Origin of the sequence: Leisingera methylohalidivorans DSM 14336 (assembly GCF_000511355.1) — a bacterium.
Taxonomy (GTDB): Bacteria; Pseudomonadota; Alphaproteobacteria; order Rhodobacterales; family Rhodobacteraceae; genus Leisingera; species Leisingera methylohalidivorans.
Window position 1 is genome coordinate 1863548 of sequence record NC_023135.1, and the last position, 14392, is coordinate 1877939.

14 protein-coding genes are annotated in these 14392 nt (G+C 60.7%); 8 read left to right on the forward strand and 6 right to left on the reverse strand.

Annotated elements, in window-relative coordinates:
• Positions 1 to 5: 5 nt before the first annotated feature.
• A complete protein-coding gene (locus METH_RS09280; protein WP_024090194.1) occupies positions 6 to 356 on the forward strand; it encodes a DUF6614 family protein in 351 nt (116 codons plus the stop codon).
• A 194-nt stretch (positions 357 to 550) separates the two neighbouring features.
• Here the strand turns inward: METH_RS09280 and METH_RS09285 are convergent, their stop codons facing one another.
• The 3 genes from METH_RS09285 to METH_RS09295 are packed head-to-tail and all read right to left on the reverse strand — an operon-like array spanning position 551 to position 3983.
• Positions 551 to 2020 (reverse strand): carboxypeptidase M32, encoded by a 1470-nt coding sequence (locus METH_RS09285; protein WP_024090195.1) that lies wholly within the window; start codon positions 2018 to 2020, stop codon positions 551 to 553.
• 4 nt (positions 2021 to 2024) lie between these two features.
• On the reverse strand, positions 2025 to 3170 hold the full coding sequence (ctaA, locus tag METH_RS09290; RefSeq protein ID WP_024090196.1) for a heme A synthase: 1146 nt from the start codon (positions 3168 to 3170) through the stop codon (positions 2025 to 2027).
• Positions 3171 to 3230: 60 nt separating this feature from the next.
• Positions 3231 to 3983 carry an RNA methyltransferase gene (locus METH_RS09295; RefSeq protein ID WP_024090197.1) on the reverse strand — a complete coding sequence of 251 codons (753 nt, stop codon included), beginning with the start codon at positions 3981 to 3983 and terminating at the stop codon, positions 3231 to 3233.
• Between the two features lie 181 nt (positions 3984 to 4164).
• Between METH_RS09295 and METH_RS09300 the strand changes: the two genes are divergently transcribed.
• Positions 4165 to 4797: a thiamine phosphate synthase gene (locus METH_RS09300; RefSeq protein WP_024090198.1), complete on the forward strand. Its 633-nt coding sequence runs from the start codon at positions 4165 to 4167 to the stop codon at positions 4795 to 4797.
• Between the two features lie 15 nt (positions 4798 to 4812).
• Here METH_RS09300 and METH_RS09305 read toward each other — a convergent pair whose 3' ends face one another.
• Positions 4813 to 5964, reverse strand: a complete 1152-nt coding sequence (locus tag METH_RS09305; protein ID WP_024090199.1) for a HupE/UreJ family protein — start codon at positions 5962 to 5964, stop codon at positions 4813 to 4815.
• Between METH_RS09305 and METH_RS09310 the strand changes: the two genes are divergently transcribed.
• The 4 genes from METH_RS09310 (at position 5963) to METH_RS09325 (ending at position 9424) form a co-directional block, all read left to right on the forward strand.
• Positions 5963 to 6772 (forward strand): DUF4198 domain-containing protein, encoded by an 810-nt coding sequence (locus METH_RS09310; protein ID WP_024090200.1) that lies wholly within the window; start codon positions 5963 to 5965, stop codon positions 6770 to 6772. The genes METH_RS09305 and METH_RS09310 overlap by 2 nt on opposite strands.
• 41 nt (positions 6773 to 6813) lie before the next feature.
• Positions 6814 to 7722, forward strand: coding sequence for a PfkB family carbohydrate kinase (locus METH_RS09315; protein ID WP_024090201.1), 909 nt, complete (start codon positions 6814 to 6816; stop codon positions 7720 to 7722).
• On the forward strand, positions 7719 to 8633 hold the full coding sequence (locus METH_RS09320) for a pseudouridine-5'-phosphate glycosidase (protein WP_024090202.1): 915 nt from the start codon (positions 7719 to 7721) through the stop codon (positions 8631 to 8633). Before METH_RS09315 ends, METH_RS09320 begins: the two co-directional genes overlap by 4 nt.
• 80 nt (positions 8634 to 8713) lie before the next feature.
• Positions 8714 to 9424, forward strand: a complete 711-nt coding sequence (locus METH_RS09325; RefSeq protein WP_024090203.1) for a DUF502 domain-containing protein — start codon at positions 8714 to 8716, stop codon at positions 9422 to 9424.
• Between the two features lies 1 nt (position 9425).
• Here the strand turns inward: METH_RS09325 and METH_RS09330 are convergent, their stop codons facing one another.
• Together METH_RS09330 and METH_RS09335 are read right to left on the reverse strand one after the other, a co-directional pair.
• A complete protein-coding gene (locus METH_RS09330) occupies positions 9426 to 10454 on the reverse strand; it encodes a patatin-like phospholipase family protein (RefSeq protein WP_024090204.1) in 1029 nt (342 codons plus the stop codon).
• 100 nt (positions 10455 to 10554) lie between these two features.
• Complete coding sequence (locus METH_RS09335; protein ID WP_024090205.1) at positions 10555 to 11328, reverse strand: 3-hydroxybutyrate dehydrogenase; 774 nt, start codon at positions 11326 to 11328, stop codon at positions 10555 to 10557.
• Positions 11329 to 11754: 426 nt separating this feature from the next.
• On the opposite strand from METH_RS09335, the gene METH_RS09340 reads away from it, so the two are divergent.
• Together METH_RS09340 and METH_RS09345 are read left to right on the forward strand one after the other, a co-directional pair.
• Positions 11755 to 13470, forward strand: a complete 1716-nt coding sequence (locus tag METH_RS09340) for an extracellular solute-binding protein (protein WP_024090206.1) — start codon at positions 11755 to 11757, stop codon at positions 13468 to 13470.
• Between the two features lie 70 nt (positions 13471 to 13540).
• A complete protein-coding gene (locus METH_RS09345) occupies positions 13541 to 14374 on the forward strand; it encodes an arsenate reductase/protein-tyrosine-phosphatase family protein (protein ID WP_024090207.1) in 834 nt (277 codons plus the stop codon).
• The last annotated feature ends 18 nt before the right edge of the window (positions 14375 to 14392 follow it).

Sequence of the window (14392 nt, forward strand, 5' to 3'; positions counted from 1 at the left end):
GTCCTATGAATCTCTATCAATGCTCCATCGATCTGCATCACGAAGCCAAGGCGTTGAGCTTTGCCAGCGCGGTGGACCAATGGATGAGCTATCTTCAGGAACGCGGCGTGATCCTGGGCTGGCGCTTGATGCGCCGCAAGCTGAACCTTGCCAGCGACAAGTGCCGTGATTTTCTGCTGGAAATTGAATTCAAGGACATGACCCAGCTGGATCAGGCCTTTCGTGTCCTGGGCGAACATGACGAGGAGGTTGAAAAGCTCTACTCGAATGTCACGGCGCTGATCGCCATGTCGGAGACCGGCCTTTACCGGCCTTTCCCGGACCCCGAGAGGGCGGAGCGGATGGCGCTGATCTGACGGCTTGCGCCTCAGATCAGGGTCGGCGCCAGTACGAAGCTGGCAAAAATCAGATAAGCTACGGCTGTATGCATCAGTTTACTCTCTTACTCACATCCCCATGAGCATCCGAGAATATACTTAAAATACGGCATTTCAGGGGCAGCAGAGTTTCAGCTGCCCCGGAAATGGTTAAGGATTGAGAGTACAGGCCGTCAGAGATCATAGATCGTGCTGAACTTCTCTTCCAGATAGGTTAGAAGCGGCTGATGCCCTGGCTCCATACCCGCTGCATGGATGATCGTGTCGCGCGGACTGCGCAATCCGCCATGCTGCTGCAGGTTTTCTTTCAGCCAGGCAGTTGCACCCCGGGTTTCACCTTGGGCAAGCTGTGCATCCAGCCCCGGCACGTCCCGTCGCAGCGCCTGGTACAGGCAGCCGGCATAGACGTTGCCCAGCGAATAGGTCGGGAAATAGCCAAACAGCCCCACCGACCAATGCACATCCTGCAGGCAGCCGTTCGAGGGTTTGTCGACGGCATAGCCGAAATCGGCCTCAAACCGTTCGTTCCAGGCGCCCTCAAGATCCTTCACGGCCAGATCGCCGCTCATCAGTGCACGCTCCAGGCCGAACCGGAGCATGATATGCAAGTTATACTGCAGCTCATCCGCCTCGGTGCGGATATAGCCCTTATGCACAGCGTTCACCGTGGCATAGAAAGCATCCGCATCGGCAATGCCAAAATCGCCAAAAGCGCCTTTCATTTCCTCAAACAGCCAGCCGGTGAACGCGCGGCTGCGGCCGATCTGGTTCTCATAGATCCGGCTTTGGCTTTCATGCACGCCCATCGACACGCCGCTGCCCAGCGGGGTCAGCAGGTAATCGCGGCTGATGTTCTGCTCATAGGCGCCGTGGCCGACCTCGTGGATGGTCGAATAGAAGCAGTTGAACGGGTCGGTCTCGCTGGTCCGGGTGGTGATCCGCACATCCAGGCCCGAGCCTGAGCTGAATGGATGCACTGCCTTGTCCACCCGCCCGTGCGCCATGTCATAGCCGAATACCTTGGCCAATTTGCGGGTCAGTTTCATTTGGGCCGCTTCGTCAAAAGTACCTTGCAGCATTTTCGGCGCGGGCTTCTCCAGCACTTTGGCGCGCAGCTCCACCAGGCCCGGGCGCATGGCGTCGAAAATTTCGGCGATCCCTGCCCCGGTCATGCCGTGCTCGTAATCCTCAACCATCGCGTCATAGACGTCACCGCCCTCAGCCAGCGCCAGACCTTCTTCGCGCTTCAGGGCGACGACTTCTTCCAGCACCGGCACAAAGGCAGCGACATCCTCGTCCGCGCGCGCAGCGGCCCATTTGCCCTGCGCTTCGGAGGTGACTTGCGCGATCTTCTTGGCCAGATCAGCGGGCACCTTGACGGTGCGCTCATAGCTTCGGCGGATCTCGCGCAGCTGGGCCTCGCCCGCCTCATTCGGCGCCACCGCCTGCTGCAGCCACTCAGCCACCCGCGGATCGGATCGGCGGGCGTGCAGCACAGCTTCGATCGCGGCCATCTCCTCGCCCCGTTGCGGCGCCGCGCCGCGGGGCATCATGGTTTCCTGATCCCAGCCCAGCCGGCCCGCAATCTGCCCCAGCGCTTGCGTGTCGCGCTGGAAGGCCATCAGTTCGTCAAATGCGCTCATCGGGTCAATGGTCCTTGATCGAAGTTGCAATGGGATAGGCAGACAGGAAACGGGCGCGCAGGATCAGCACCCAGAGGCCGATTGCGATCAGCTGATGGGTGATCGCGGCGTGCAGCGGTGCGGCATAAAGAACGGTAATGATCCCCAGCAGAACCTGCAGGGACAGCGCCGCAAAAACTGCATTAAAGGCAAAGCGGGTTCGGCCGTGGGCACTTCCGCGCCCGCGCAGCCAGGTCACTGCGCCAAAGGCAAACAGCAGATAGCCTGCCAGCCGGTGAATGAATTGCACCAGGCCCGGGTTTTCAAAGAAGTTCTTCCAGACCGGCTCGATCATGAAGGGGTTCGGCGGGATCACCTGACCGCCCATCAGCGGCCAATCGGTATAGGAGCGGCCCGCATCGATCCCCGCCACCAGTGCGCCCAGCAGGATCTGCAGGAATGCGAAATGCATGAGACCGGTCGAGAGGCTGAACAGCTTAGCCTCCTTGGCGCGCCGCGCCTGCATCAGCTCACGTTCTTCGCGGCCCAGCATCATTATATACCAGGCAATGAAGCCAAGGATCACAAACGCCAGCCCCAAATGCACCGCCAACCGGTAGGAGGCGACAGACGTCATCCCCTCGCCCGGGTTCACGCCTGAGGAAACCATCCACCAGCCGATCGCGCCCTGCACACCGCCCAGAACACCAGGCAGTGCCAGCCGTCCGGCCCAGCCCGCCGGGATTTTGCGCGCGGCTAGGAAACCCAGAAAGCCAACCGCCCAGATCAGACCAATGACGCGGCCCAGCTGGCGATGGCCCCACTCCCACCAGTAAATAGATTTAAAGTCAGACAGTTGCATCCATTTGTTCTGGATGCGCCACTGGTCGATCTGCTGGTATTTTTCGAATTCCGCCTGCCATTCCGCTTCGGACATCGGCGGGATGGCTCCGGTCACGGGGCGCCATTCGGTAATCGACAGGCCAGAGTCTGTGAGCCGCGTCAACCCGCCCACCACGATCATCGCAACCACCAGCGCAAACAGCACCATCAGCCAGGCCCGGATGCCCTTGCGGGCGCTGCCGCGGCCGCGGTCGATCAGTCCGGGCTGTACTGCGGGTACGTCGGACTTCTCGCCCTCAACCTCTTCGAAAATGCTGCGCTTGCTCATGCTTGCCTCTTTACCATTGCTGCCAAGCTAGGGACGGATTTGATATTGGTCCAGAGCGGCTCAGTCGCCGCCGCGCTCTTTCCAGCGAACCATCTGCCGCATGATCCCGTGCAGCATCTGCACGTCCGCGCGGGTCATCCGCATCCGGCTCCACAGATTGCGCAGATTGGTCTTCATGCTTTCGGCTTTTTCCGGCGGGAAGAAAAAGCCAGCCTGGTCCAGGCGGTTCTCGTAATGCTCCACCAGTTTCTCGACTTCCACACCGCTCGCCCAGTCGCCCTTGCGGCCCAGGTCAGTGGTTTCATGCTCCACTTCTCCGGATTGCCGCATCCATTCATAGCCGGTCAGCAGCACGCATTGGCCCAGGTTCAACGAGGCATAGAGCGGGTTCACCGGCACCGAGATAATGGCGTTGGCCTTGGCGATGTCTTCATTCTCCAGCCCCGCGCGCTCGGGCCCGAACATAACCGCGACCTTCTCGCCCGCCGCGATCTTCCCGGCTGCGATCTGCATCGCCCGTTCGGGGCTGTAGACGGGTTTGGTCAGCCCGCGCTGGCGGGCGGTGGTGGCAAAGACATAGGTGCAATCGCCCAGCGCCTCGGGCACATCCGCACAGAGCTGTGCCTCGTCCAGCAGGCGGCCCGCACCTGAGGACATCGCAACCGCCTTGGCGTTCGGCCAGCCGTCCCGCGGCGCCACGATGCGCATCCGGTCGAGGCCGAAGTTCCACATCGCCCGCGCCGCGGCGCCGATATTCTCGCCCATCTGCGGGCGGACCAGGACAAAGGCGGGTTGAGGCGTATCAGTGGGCATTGCTGCAGGCATCCGTCTGTTGCGCGTAAATTCCGCCTTGCTGTAATCCCCGCAGGCGTCCGGGGCAAGGTCCGGCACCTGGCTTGCCGGTATTTCCCGCCTGCTCGGGCTGCGCAAATCCTTGCGTCCGGCGGCAAATCGGCTAAACACCGTTCAATCGCCTGAACAATGGAGCGCCACCATGGACAGCCCTTCTGACGCACCGGAACAGCCGCAGATCTATTTGATCTCCCCGCCGAGCTTTGAGCTGGGCAAGTTTCCCGGCCAATTGGCACGGGTACTGGACGAGATCGGCGTGGCCTGCGTGCGCCTGGATCTGGCCAGCCGCGACGAAGACACCCTCAGCCGTGCAGGCGACGCACTGCGTGAGGTCACCATGGAACGCGATGTGGCGCTGGTGATCTCGGATCATCAGATCCTGGCAGAGCGGCTGGGCCTGGACGGCGTGCATCTGACAGACGCGTCCAAATCCGTGCGCACCGCGCGCAAGGCACTGGGGCCGGATGCGATTGTCGGCTGTTTCTGCGGCGCGTCGCAGCACGACGGCATGGTGGCAGGTGAAGCGGGCGTGGACTACGTGAGCTTCGGGCCTGTCGGCACGTCGGGCCTGGGGGATGGCGCACAGGCTGAGGCTGATCTGTTCCAATGGTGGTCCCAGATGATCGAGGTTCCGGTGGTCGCAGAGGGCGGCCTGACCGAGGATCTGGTACGCAGCATCGCCCCCTATACCGATTTCTTTGGCATCGGAGACGAAATCTGGCATGCCGAGGACCCGCTTGCACAGATCAAAACCCTGATGCGGGCAATGGGCTGACCTATCAGCGGGGGTTTACAGGAACACCCGCTCGATAAACCAGTACCCCCCTATCATCGCAATGGTGACCGAGGCCGGAATCGCCACACGGCCGCGGTATTTCGGATGCTGCCCGAACCACAGCCGCACACCCAGGTAAGCCGCCGCAATCACTGCAAGCTGGCCCAGTTCCACGCCGATGTTAAAACCGATCAGGGCTGGCAGGAACTGGCTGGACGGCAGGCCGAACGCGCCCAATACGCTGGCAAAACCCAGCCCGTGCAACAACCCGAACCCAAAAATCACAAAGGTTCGCCAGCTGTGCAGCTTGCGGGCAAAGATGTTCTCGACCGCGACAAAGACAATCGACAGTGCAATCAGCGGCTCGACAATACTTGCGCTGACCGACACCACCCCCAAGGCGCCCAGCGCCAGTGTAGTGGTATGCGCCACTGTAAAGACGCTTACCTGCAGCAGCAGCGGCTTTACCCGCGGGCTGAGAAAGAACAGCCCCAGTACAAACAGGATATGATCCAGCCCCTTCGGCAGGATATGGGTAAAGCCGACGGGGATGTATTCCACAAAGGCCTCGGCCGCTGTCTTGGCGGCACCGCCCTTCAACGGGATCGGCGGCGAGGTCTCTCCCCCCTGAAGGTAACCGGTATAGGGTTCCTTGACCCCGTTCTGCCGCAGCACCACGCCGCCGGACCCGGCAGGCCAGAAAATTCGCAGGCTCTCGGCCGCTGCCGGAATTTTCCCGGTCAGCTCCAGGAAAGACGTGCGCGGCAGGCTGGCATCGCCAACCTCCGGTATAGTGACCTGCGACAGGCGGAGGTCCACCGCCCTGGCGGCCCGCAAGGAAAACGTTTCCAGCCATTCTTCGGCGAACAGCCGCACCATCGGTTCGAGATCCTGCATCCCCAGTCCGCGCAGTTCATCGTAATCGGCGGCCTGCGCAGTCTGGTTTGTATCCGACAGGCCATCCAGATTGATGCCGGCGACAAACGCCTCGACATTCAGCCGCAGCCCCAGCGTGATCTGCCCGTCCTCCACCCGGAAGTCGGCAATCGCCGGTGTGACCTCATGCGCGCGGACACTTGCAGCACCTATTGCAACCACACTGAACAGCAGCGCAAATAGGATCTGCAGCCAAGTCACACTGCGCCTGACAGCCAAGGACAATTTCATGCAATACCGCCTGTTCTGCTCAATTATCTGCGCCGGGCTGGCTTTGGGGACCGCCCCCCTGTTATCCCACGAGTTTTGGATTGAGCCGGAAAAATATCAAGTGCCTATCGGCACCGTGGTAGTGGCGAGATTACGCAACGGACAGCAATTCAAAGGTGCCGAGCAGCCTTACTTGGACCACCGGATCGCCCGGTTCGAGGTTGTTCAGAACGGATCTGCGACCGCTTATGAAGGCCGGATGGGCGACATGCCTGCGTTTGCCGCTGACGAAGAAGGTGACGGCCTGGCCGTGATCATCCACCAGACACAGCCGCAGATGCTGATCTATGACACCTGGGAGGACTTTCAGGCCTTCATCGATCACAAGGGTTTTGCCGGCATCCCCAGTCAGCACCATGCGCTTGGCCTGCCGGACGCGGGCTTTGCCGAGCAATACACCCGCTATGCCAAGGCTATGATTGCCATCGGCAGCGGTGCAGGCTCAGATCAGGACACAGGGCTGGAGACCGAGATCGTTGCCCTCGCCAATCCTTATACCGATGACCTGTCATCAGGTCTCCCGGTTCAGGTGCTGTATCAAGGCAAGCCACGCCCCCAGGCACAGGTTGAGATTTTTGCAAAAGCGCCGGATGGCAGCATCAGCATCAGTACCATGCCAACCGATGCACGGGGTGAGGCCGTCATCCCCGTTACCCCCGGGCATTCTTACCTGCTTGACGCTGTGGTGCTTCGTCCGGCCCCTGAAGGCCAGGATTATGTTTGGGAAAGCCTCTGGGCGGCACTGACCTTTGCGGTGCCTGCACCGTGATGCCTCTTGCGACGAACCGGCAAAGGCGGCAATAGGTCATTATGACACAAAATTCCGCTTCCCAGCGCCCCGCCATGCTGTGCATCGGGTCGGTCCTTTGGGACATTATCGGCCGCTGCAGTACGGAGATGCAGCGCGGCTCGGACATGCCCGGGCGCATCACCCGGCTGCCCGGCGGCGTTGCCATGAACATCGCCATGACCCTGTCGCGTTTCGGGATACAGCCCGCATTGCTGACGGCCGTGGGCCGCGATCCCGAAGGTGACGAGCTGATCCGCGCCTGCAGCCACTTTGGCCTGATCACGGATTACATCTACCGGTCCGAGGATCTGCCCACCGACCGCTACATGGCAGTCGAAGGCGCCAATGGGCTGATTGCCGCCATTGCCGACGCCCACTCGCTGGAGGCCGCAGGCGACAAGATCCTGCGTCCGCTGTCCGACGGCGCACTGGGCACCTGCGATGCCCCGTACCGGGGCCAGGTTGCGCTGGATGGCAACCTGACGCTTTCGCTGCTGGATGACATCGTGGCCAGCCCCGCCTTTGCCAGCGCCGACCTTCGCGTCGCTCCAGCGTCGCCGGGAAAGGCGGAACGGTTGCGTCCATTTCTCAACCGCACCCGCGGCACGCTTTACGTGAACCTCGAAGAGGCTGGCATCCTGTGCCAGGCAGAGTTCACCGATAGCGAAACCGCTGCGCAGGCAATGCTGGATCGCGGTGCGGCTCGGGTGCTGGTCACTGATGGCGGCTCCTCTGCCACCGTCGCCGATGCCGAAGGCGCCATCACCCTTGTTCCGCCCCGCGTGACCGTCGCCCGGGTGACCGGCGCCGGAGATACCTTCATGGCCGCCCATATCGTTTCCGAGGCACGGGGCGAAGACCGCAAGACCGCTTTGGCCTCCGCCCTCGCGGCCGCGGCCACATATGTTTCAGGAGAACCCCCGCTGTGATCGAGATCCGCTATTCATCCGAAGTCCAGACCGCCAAGGCCGCAGGACAGGCCATTGTTGCGCTGGAAAGCACCATCATCACCCATGGCATGCCCTACCCGCAGAACGTCGAAGTCGCCGCCCAAGTGGAGCAGGACATCCGCGATGCCGGTGCTGTTCCCGCGACAATGGCCGTTATGAAAGGCGTGCTGCATGTGGGACTTGAACCCGATCAATTGCAGGCGCTTGGCCAGGCAAAGGGGGTTGCCAAGATATCCCGCGCCGATATGCCCGCCTGCATCGCCACCGGCGGCACCGGTGCCACCACGGTTGCGGCGACTATGATTGCCGCGCGGCTGGCCGGGATCGAAGTTTTTGCAACCGGCGGCATCGGCGGCGTGCATAAAGGGGCCGAGACCACATTCGACGTCTCCGCCGACCTGATGGAACTGGCGCAAACCCCGGTCACCGTGGTGGCTGCGGGCGCCAAGGCCATTCTCGACGTCCCCAAGACACTTGAAGTACTGGAAACACAAGGGGTGCCGGTCATCGCTTACGGCCAGGACAGTTTCCCGGCTTTCTGGTCCGCGCAGTCTGATATTAAGGCCCCCCTGCGCATGGACACGCCCGACAAGATCGCCCGCGCCCATGCCACCCGGCTGGCGATGGGCCTGCCCGGCGGCCAACTGGTTGCCAACCCGATCCCGGCAGATGCCGAAATCGCGGCCGCGGAGCTGGACCCGGTGATTGCCAAGGCTCAATCCGAAGCGGATCAACAGGGTATCTCGGGCAAGGATGTAACCCCATTCCTGCTGCGCCGCATTTTCGAACTGACCGAGGGCCGTTCTCTCACCGCCAATATCGCATTGGTGCGCAACAATGCCCGGCTGGCGGCAAAGATCGCACTGGAACTGAACAAACTGGCTCAATGACTTGATTTTCCGGGCGGATGCCATTGCTCCGCCCGCAATCAGTGCCTAGGTTCCATTCGAAATTCAGGTGAAGCAGCCCCATGACCACGCCCTTCGACGAAGAACCTCACCGCCGCCGCGGACTGTTTGCAAGTCTGCGGGCGTCCTTCTTTACCGGGATCGTCGTCATTGCACCGGTGAGCCTGACCATCTGGCTGCTGTGGTCGGTGATGGGATGGATTGACAGCGTGGTGCTGCCGCTGGTTCCAACCACCTTCCGGCCCGAGCAGTACATCGGCATCAACCTGCGCGGTGTCGGGCTGATTATCTTCCTGCTGTTCACAATCGTCGTTGGCTGGATTGCCAAGGGTATCCTTGGCCGGTCGCTGATCAATTTTGCCGAGAGTCTGGTGGAACGCATGCCGGTGGTCCGCACGGTCTACTCCGGTATCAAGCAGATTTCAGAAACCGTTTTCGCCCAGTCGGAACGCAGTTTTGAAAAGGCCTGCTTGGTGCAATACCCGCGCAAGGGCATCTGGGCGATCGGGTTCATTTCCACCACTGCCAAAGGTGAGATCTCCAAGAAGGTCGAAACCAGCCGCGGCCTTGTCAGTGTTTTTCTGCCAACCACACCAAACCCGACATCCGGTTTTCTGCTGTTCGTCCCCGAGGAAGATGTGATCGAGCTGGACATGTCAGTGGAGGATTCCGCCAAGCTGGTGATTTCGGCAGGCCTTGTCTATCCGAACCCCAAGGATCCCTCAAAACCGCTGGAGAACGGCAAGAAACCGGCACTGAAAGAAACCGCCTGACCTAGCTGAACATCGCGGGCAAATCCGTCGAGGAACGCACCCCGAGGTTCTTCCCGTCCTGCGTTAGAAAGCTGTCTGCCGCATCCCGCCCCGCCTGTTTCAGCCGCGCCAGGATCTGCGGCACAGGAAACAGCTTGGTGGTAACTGACAGCTGCGTCATCAGAACATCATCGGCAATCATGTGAACCCGCACTTTCTTCATCCGCCCGGGTTCCAGCGTTCCATCCGCCAGCAAACGCTGAACAAAGCTGATAGCCCGCAACTCCCGCAGCAATGAAGTGTTAAAGCTGATCTCATTCACCCGGTTGCGGATCTGCTGCGGGGTCTTGGGAATCTCGTCGCGCTCCAGCGGGTTGATGTTCACTATCACCACATCTCCCGGCAGCCCGGCGCGGAACAAGGGAAACAGGGCCGGATTGCCAGTAAATCCGCCATCCCAATAGGCCTCCACCCGCCCGGTGTCCGGATCCTCGATCTCCACCGCCTGGAACATGTCCGGCAGGCAGGCCGAAGCGAGGATCGCATCTGTGCTGATCTCCTGCCCCTCGAAAATGCGGATCTTGCCGCTGCGCACGCAGGTGGCGCAAACGAACAGCTCTGGGCCTTCCTCGGCGCAGACTTTCGAAAAATTGAACGCCTCCACAACCTCCTGCAGCGGGTTCTTGTAGAACGGACCATAGTGATAGGGTGAGATCGCCTGGCTCATGGATGCCATCGGAGAAAACGGCATTACCGCCTCCCAGGCGCCTGCCCAGGCCACCGCATCAAACCGGGTCAGCCAATGGGCAAACCGCATGTCCCCCACCGCCCCCATCCGCCGCCACAGACTGTTCAGCGCCGCCTTGGCGCCCTCGCGCCCGCCCTGAACCATGCCGGACTTGAATGCTGCGCCATTCAGCGCGCCAGCCGAAGTTCCGGTAATCCCGGCCACCTCGATACCCTCATCTTCCAGCAGCCGGTCCAGCACACCCCAGGTGAACGCTCCATGCGCGCCGCCGCCCTGAAGGGCCAGATTAATGCGTTTCACCAAAATACACCTGCCCATTTCATCGTTGCGAAAATGCTTCGGGGCTGAATTTCCCCGGCCGCGGCATTGGGGGCCGGCCCCTCCCGCCGCTTCCAGGCAACGCCTACAGCGCCGTCCAGCCGCCATCGACACTCAGCGTCGTGCCGGTAATTTGCGCTGCGGCATCGGAACACAAGAACACCGTGGTGCCGCCTAATTGCTCCACAGTAGCAAACTCGCGGCTCGGCTGGCGTTCGAGCATCACCTTCTTGATCACCTCGTCCCGGCCCATGTTGTATTTTTCCATGGTGTCCGGAATTTGCGCCTCCACCAGCGGCGTCAGCACATAGCCCGGGCAAATCGCATTGCAGGTGATTGGCTCCTCCGCTGTTTCCAGCGCCACTGTCTTGGTCATGCCTACGACCCCGTGCTTGGCTGCCACATAGGCGGCCTTAAACGGCGAGGCAGTCAGCCCGTGCGCTGAGGCGATATTTACGATCCGCCCCCAGCCCGCCGCGCGCATTCCGGGCAAGGCCGCCGCCATGGTATGAAAGTTCGAATTCATGTTGATCGCGATGATCGCGTCCCATTTGTCCTGCGGGAACGCATCGATCGGCGCCACATGCTGGATGCCGGCGTTGTTCACCAGGATATCGCAAACGCCGGCCTTCTCAATCAGCGCCCGGCAATCGGCACCATTGGACATGTCAGCCTGGATGTACTGGGCGTTGACGCTGAATTCACGGGCGATTTCTGCCGCCAGGGCGTGATCCTCTTCCCGGTCGGTGAATGAATTCAGAACCACATCGGCCCCAGCCCGCGCCAGTTCGCGTGCAACCCCCAGGCCAATACCTGAATTCGATCCGGTGATAACGGCGGTCTTCCCTTGCAAGGACATCGGCATCTTTCCCTCGGCTGAATGAAACTGCCGCCACTGTGCCATGCTGCAGATGCAAAAGAAACGCGTAAGACTACGGATCGTTCCTTGCAAAGTTTGGGCATTTCCCTTCAGAGGCAGTGTGGAACTGTCCGAAAAAAAACGCCCGCACAAGGCGGGCGTTAGTTATTGAGGCAGGTTTCATACAGGCAAGAAACCTATCGAGCAGTGATCTCTTTATAAGCAATTTCCGGCTTTCGTCCAAGCTAAAAGTTTGAAAAGACGAAAAGGCGCACGTAGCGTGCGGAAGCAAGAAAATAAGGGCAGAGCGGGATTGTTGTGAAACTGCGTATAGAAAATTTCGTCACGCTCAGTGCGGCACTGACCGGAATCACCTTGGCTTTTGCTGCGAACTTTGCTCAGGCAGAATCGGGTCATGGCATAGCTATGTATGGCGCTCCTGCCCTGCCACCGGATTTTGTGTCTTTACCCTATGCCAACCCGAATGCGCCCAAAGGCGGCAAGGTGGTTTTCGGCAACACCGGCGGCTTTGACACGCTGAACCCGTTCACCCTTAAAGGGACCGCGCCGTGGCAGCTGAGGTTCTGGGGATACGAGAGCCTGATGGGCCGCTCCTGGGATGAGCCGTTCACGCTTTACGGTCTTTTGGCCGAATCGATTGAGGTGCCCGAGGACCGCTCCTGGGTCGAATTCACCCTGCGGGAAGAGGCGCGATTCTCCGATGGCAGCCCGGTGACCATCGAAGATGTGCTCTGGTCGTATGAAACTTTGGGCACCAAAGGCCACCCGCGCTACCGCGGCTTCTGGACTAAGGTCGAGCGGATGGAACAGACCGGGCCGCGCAGCCTGCGGCTGACGTTCAACACGATAGACCGCGAGCTGGCACTGATCGCCGGAATGCGTCCGATCCTCAAGAAGGCACAGTGGCAGGGCAAGGACTTCGGTACAGATGAGCTGCCCGGCGCTCCGATCGGCACCGGCGCCTATGTTGTCAAGAATTTCGAACCCGGCCGCTTTGTAACCCTGACCCGGAATCCGGATTACTGGGGCAAGGATTTGCCACTGCACCGCGGCACCCGGAACTTTGACGAAATGCGCCTGGATTTCTTTGGCGACGCAACTGTGCTGTTCGAAGCCTTCAAGGCAGGCGAGCTGAGTGCGGTGCGTGAATTCAACGCCGACAAATGGGACAGCGTCTACAACTTTCCTGCCGTAACCCGCGGCGATGTAGTCAAAAGCGAAATACCGCATCAGCGTCCTTCGGGCATGACCGGGTTGGTGATGAACAGCCGCCGTGCCCCGCTGAACGACTGGCGCGTGCGCGAAGCGCTGCTACTGGCGTTCAATTTCGAATATATAAACGGCACGGTGACAGGCGGCGTGCAACCGCGGATCACCTCATATTTCTCGGGGTCCGAGCTTGGCATGCAGCCCGGCCCAGCTGCCGGCAAGGTTCAAAAGCTGTTGGAACCCTTTGCAGACACGCTGCTGCCCGGCACGCTGGACGGCTACGAACTGCCACAGGGCGACGGCACCAAGCGAAACCGCAAAAACCTGCGCAAAGCAATGAAACTGCTGGCCGACGCGGGTTGGAGCGTCACCGATGGCGTGCTGCGCAATACCGATGGTGCGGCACTGAACTTCACAGTTCTGATCCGCCAGGGCGACGGCGAGTTGAAAACCATCACTGAAATCTTTGCCCGCGCACTTGAACGTCTGGGCATCACGCTGACGGCGGAAACCGTCGACAACGCACAATATGTCGAACGCCAGACCGCCTATGATTTCGACCTCACCCGCTACCGCCGGGAGTTGTCGCTGAGCCCCGGAAACGAGCAGCGCTATTACTGGGGCAGCGACGGTGTCAGCCAGCCCGGCAGCCGTAATCTGATGGGCATGGAAAGCCCGGCGGCTGAAGCAATGATTGATGCCATGCTAACCGCGACGGAGCCCGAAGACTTCACAGCCGCGGTGCGGGCGCTGGACCGGGTTTTGACCGCGGGCCGCTATGTCATTCCATTCTGGAGGTTCGATGCGGGACGGATCGCCCATGTCAAGGAAATGCGGTTCCCGGAGTATCTGCCGATTTACGGCGACCGGACCGAGTTCATGCCGGATGTCTGGTGGTATCAAAAAGACTGACGCGCCGGCCAGCGGGCGCTGCAGGCCAGAGCATTTGACTTTCGGCAACTAATTCCATATTTCATGAAATATGGAATTTAATATCGCAGATAAACTCAGTGCACTGGCGCATCCGAACCGTCTGGCCCTGTTCCGCCTGCTGATGCGGCGCTATCCGGATGCTGTTCCCGCTGGCGAGATTGCCTCAGCACTGAATTTCAAGCCCAACACGGCCTCTGTTTATCTGTCAGTTTTGAACCAGGCCGGACTGATCAACCAGCACCGGAGCGGCACCTCCCTGATGTACACCGCCGACCTGACTGGTTTGCGCGGCATGTTTGATGCCCTGCTGTCCGGGTGCTGCCAGAACCGACCCGGTATCTGCAGCCCTGTCACGAGTGATGAACCGATCATGCCGACGGTTGAGCGCCCGTTGAACATTCTGTTCCTCTGCACTGGCAATTCCGCCCGGTCGCTGCTTGCCGAATCTATCCTGAACCAATCCGGCGAGGGTAAATTCCGCGCCTATTCAGCAGGCACCCGCCCTTCACCCGGACCGCGCCCGGAGGTGACCGCCCTGCTGCAGGCCAAAGGCCATGACACCAGCACGCTTTATCCCAAGGATCTGGGCGCGTTCTCAGCCCCGGAGGCACCAAAGATGGATTTCATCTTCACCGTCTGCGACCACGCCGCCAACGAGGAATGTCCGGCCTGGCCAGGACAGCCGATGAGTGCCCATTGGGGGCTCGAGGATCCGGTCAAGGCGACAGGCACAGATGCCGAACGGCGGCTGGCCTTCCAGCAGGCCTACGGGCTGCTGCGCACCCGGATCAAAGCTTTTGTGGCGCTGCCCTTTGAAACTCTCGACCGCCTGTCGCTTCAACATCAGCTTGACGATATCGGCCGCGTGAATTCATCCGACTAACCCAATAAAACGGTCAAC

Excerpts from the sequence above, each read along its gene's own strand:
- METH_RS09340 (WP_024090206.1), top strand. The coding sequence starts at position 11,755 with ATGTATGGCGCTCCTGCCCTGCCACCGGATTTTGTGTCTTTACCCTAT.
- METH_RS09300 (WP_024090198.1), top strand. The coding sequence starts at position 4,165 with ATGGACAGCCCTTCTGACGCACCGGAACAGCCGCAGATCTATTTGATC.
- ctaA (WP_024090196.1), bottom strand. The coding sequence starts at position 3,170 with ATGAGCAAGCGCAGCATTTTCGAAGAGGTTGAGGGCGAGAAGTCCGAC.
- METH_RS09310 (WP_024090200.1), top strand. The coding sequence starts at position 5,963 with ATGCAATACCGCCTGTTCTGCTCAATTATCTGCGCCGGGCTGGCTTTG.
- METH_RS09345 (WP_024090207.1), top strand. The coding sequence starts at position 13,541 with ATGGAATTTAATATCGCAGATAAACTCAGTGCACTGGCGCATCCGAAC.
- METH_RS09280 (WP_024090194.1), top strand. The coding sequence starts at position 6 with ATGAATCTCTATCAATGCTCCATCGATCTGCATCACGAAGCCAAGGCG.
- METH_RS09285 (WP_024090195.1), bottom strand. The coding sequence starts at position 2,020 with ATGAGCGCATTTGACGAACTGATGGCCTTCCAGCGCGACACGCAAGCG.
- METH_RS09325 (WP_024090203.1), top strand. The coding sequence starts at position 8,714 with ATGACCACGCCCTTCGACGAAGAACCTCACCGCCGCCGCGGACTGTTT.
- METH_RS09305 (WP_024090199.1), bottom strand. The coding sequence starts at position 5,964 with ATGAAATTGTCCTTGGCTGTCAGGCGCAGTGTGACTTGGCTGCAGATC.
- METH_RS09295 (WP_024090197.1), bottom strand. The coding sequence starts at position 3,983 with ATGCCCACTGATACGCCTCAACCCGCCTTTGTCCTGGTCCGCCCGCAG.
- METH_RS09335 (WP_024090205.1), bottom strand. The coding sequence starts at position 11,328 with ATGTCCTTGCAAGGGAAGACCGCCGTTATCACCGGATCGAATTCAGGT.
- METH_RS09315 (WP_024090201.1), top strand. The coding sequence starts at position 6,814 with ATGACACAAAATTCCGCTTCCCAGCGCCCCGCCATGCTGTGCATCGGG.